The 3545-nt window shown below is 43.6% G+C and carries 2 protein-coding genes; both read right to left on the reverse strand.

Annotated elements, in window-relative coordinates; translation table 11 throughout:
- The coding region (locus AC5590_RS20065; RefSeq protein ID WP_169268923.1) for an NACHT and WD repeat domain-containing protein at positions 1–2323 on the reverse strand (2323 nt) is incomplete at its 3' end.
- A 30-nt stretch (positions 2324–2353) separates the two neighbouring features.
- On the reverse strand, positions 2354–3424 hold the full coding sequence (locus tag AC5590_RS20070) for a CHAT domain-containing protein (protein ID WP_169268924.1): 1071 nt from the start codon (positions 3422–3424) through the stop codon (positions 2354–2356).
- Positions 3425–3545: the final 121 nt, after the last annotated feature.

A 3545-nucleotide genomic window follows, 5' to 3' on the forward strand; every position in this document is an offset into this window, starting at 1 on the left:
GAGACAGCAATCGCACTGTGCCATCATCACCACTACTGATAATTGTCTGGTTATCAGTGCTTATTGCTACTAAATTTACAGAACCCTGATGACCCCCGAAGGTAGCGAGTTGGTTGCCCTTGGTATCCCACAACCGCACTGTGCCATCTTGACCACCACTGACAATTGTCTGGTTATTAGTGCTTATTGCTATTGAATTTACAGGACCCTGATGACCCCTGAAGGTAGCGAGTTGGTTGCCCTTGGTATCCCACAACTGCACTGTGCCATCTCTTCCACCACTGACAATTTTTTGATTATCAGTGCTGATTGCTACTGAAAAAACATCAACTTGATGACCTCTGAAGGTAGCGAGTTGTTTGCCCTTGCTATCCCACAACCGCACTGTGCCATCTAAACCACCACTGACAATTCTCTGATTATTAGTGCTTATTGCTACTGACCATATGGTACTCTGATGACCTCTAAAAATATTTTTTTCCACATTATTTTGGACTGCACTGAATAAGCTGTCTTGTACTGATGGGGGTAGTGATTGATTGGGGAAACTAAACAAAGGTGAGCGGCTTTGTCCTACAAGACTAATTGCGGTGACTAAGTTTTGTAAAGGAACAATCGGTAACAAACTTTTTACTGATATGGCAGTTTGTTTTATTCGCTCGATTTCTGCGTTTTGCCATTGATAAGCTGCAAAGCCTGCGATTGTTGTTGTTGTGACAAGACCTGTAACTAGTCCTCCAATTGCAAGCCGTTGTAAACGCTTTCTCTTAATCTCTGCTTGTTGGGAAGCTTCAAAAAATTCCACTTGTAGCAGTGTCATATCATCGCTGGCTCGCTCATAATAATTCTTTAAAAAATCCAAATCTGGAGAACGCCAAAGACTTCCCTCTGGACGATTGTTTTCATCCCAAACCCTTGCTGCCTCATCTAAGCGACGCCCAAAGCGAATATCGCTGCGGCTACTATCTAGCCATTCTTTCATCTGTCCCCAGTTAGCAAATAAGGCTTCGTGAGTAACTTCTGCTGTTTGTGTTCCATTAATGCTAAAAAGAGTAACTAACCGCACACCGGGGCTAGCGAATCTATCAATCACTTTTTTAACATACTCACGTTCATCTTTATAAGAAAGCAAGCTATCAATATTGGCACGGCGACGGGTGTCGCTTGTTCCTTCCCCAAGCTGCACTAACCCCAGAAAGACTCGTTGAGCAATTTTCTTTTCTTGTTTGTTGAGGCTTTGATAAATGCGCTGAGCTTCATCTGCTAATGCTCCACCAACTCCACCAATTTGTTCAAGCGTCTTGACAGGTTCAACACCAATTTTTAGCCCGTCCCAGATGCGGGTTAATGCAAACTGGAGTAGGGGTAATGCTCCTTCCCGCCCTTGTGTGTCCTTTAGTAACAAACTAACTACAGCATTATCTAATGGATGACCTGCATTTGATGCTGGTTTGGTAATTGCTTGCCGCAATTCCTCTGTACTCATGGCAGGTACAAATACGCCAAGCTCGGCAATGACTTGATTAAGCGCTGGGTGTCGTTGTGTTTCTCCAAGAAAGTCACTACGCAAAGTTATAATAACTGATACACAACCAGAGCGATCGCCTGCGGCATGAATTAAATTCTCAATAAATATTTGGCGCTCATTCGGGTCATTGCAAAGCGAGTAAACTTCTTCAAACTGGTCTATTAACACCACTAACGGCGATACGGCAATCTCTGGTAAGACGTTGGCAATGCGTCTTAAGCCATCATAAATAATAGTATCAGTAGTGTTACTGCTAGTTTGTTTTAATTCTTCTGCAAACTCGCGGGTTTTAGTTACAGGAGTTTGGTCATTAGTCGCAACCCTTGCCAACACTGTTGCTAAAGCTTGAATTGGATGGGTACCAGGGACAAGCACCGCCACTCGCGCTTGACTCTTACCCGGTAAAGGACGACGGGCTAATTCTGGAATTAGACCAGCACGCGCCAGGGAAGATTTACCAGAACCGGATGGTCCCAAAATTGGCAATAAACGTAATGGCGCTTCTAGTTGAGTTGTGTTTTCGTGAAGAGTGCGAAACAGGTTCCAAAGTTTTTCGATTTGTTTTTCCCGCCCAAAATAGCGATCGCCATCAACTTCATGAAATGCAAGTAGTCCTTTGTAAGGATTGGAACCTATTTCTCCTGTGGTAGAAACTTTTTCTTCTTTTAGTTGACGCTCAAGTTGGTACTGATAGATAACAACTCTATTACCATCTCCAGAAATAATTGCACTGCTGATAGCATCTTTTTCAATCCTAATACTGCGATTTTCATCCCTTAACCCGCTATCGCTCATCGATTCTGCCTCAAAATCAATCCACTCCTGTCAAATTCCCAAACCAACGATACTTAGTAGCTTATGCCAGTTCTCTCCTAACCAAGCCGTTGTTTTGGTTAAGTGAGGTTTAAGTTTTTCAACCACAGATGCAAATCCCTCAGCCCTCTTAGCATAATCGAACGCTCGATCCAATGCCTTACCTACCTCATTTTTATCTGGGTTGGGCTTGTTTACCTCGTCCTCGGCATCAGCAAAGGCATTCTCAATTTTGCGACGATCCGGACTTTCCAGCAATGCGATCGCCTCTTGCAGCGCGTTCAGTTCCGCCCGAATATCAACACTTTCAGGCGCGGGTAAACTCACTGGCTGAAATTGTATATTGGCAACGTTGCGATCGCCCGTTTGAACCGCACTACCAGCGACATTACCCCCGATAGAAATTGAGCGGTTTTGTGTCACCTTGTTATCATCACTCCTAGAATCATCCTTAAAAGATTTTCCGGGTATTACGTTCTCTGAATTTGTTGTGATTTCTGTTTGGTTTCGACGCCGTCTTGCTTTGAGTACTGGTGTTAAGTCCTCAGGAATTTCTTGTAAATCAAGGAAAGTACAACCAATTGCAAAACATTCCTCTATGAGTCTGCCAGCACCCAACGCATCATAAAATCCAGTAGCAAATTTAATCGCGGCGACATCCCCTATCGCCCGATTCATACCCACAACATAATCAATGTGTTGGTGGATTGCCTCTGCTTGGTCTTTTGAATAGCAAGTATTAAGTAAAACACATTCTGTCGTGTCTTGAAACAACCCGAATAACCTAGCCAAGGCTTGTGTACTGAGCAGTTGTACTTGTCCAAAATTATTTTCCAAAGCTAAGCCATTGCTACCATCACCATGCCCACAAAAGTGAACGATAGTCGGTTGGTATTCTAACAGCGCACGATGCAGGTCTTCCACTCGTGTCGCCCACCTAGTAACGATTTGATACTCATAGCGATTTTTGGCACGTTGTAGCGCCGTATTTATTTCCCGTACTTCCTCATCCAGTCGTAACCGGGAGGTATTTGCCGGATTGGCAGCCAGAATCAGAATTGTTTTGACATGCGTGTTAGTCATGGAAGAGTTTAGAGCAGACGCTAGGATTTACACTTTGACAGGAGTTATAAAATATCATTACTTAGAAGATCTTGCACCATACTTTTCGTCCGCCAAGAAATAAATTTCTTGGCTCAAAGTC

The sequence above is a fragment of the Brasilonema octagenarum UFV-OR1 genome (assembly GCF_963888615.1).
Lineage (GTDB): Bacteria > Cyanobacteriota > Cyanobacteriia > Cyanobacteriales > Nostocaceae > Brasilonema > Brasilonema sennae.

Bases quoted from the DNA above. Each gene is read 5' to 3' on its own strand.
- AC5590_RS20070 (WP_169268924.1), bottom strand. From the start codon at position 3,424: ATGACTAACACGCATGTCAAAACAATTCTGATTCTGGCTGCCAATCCG.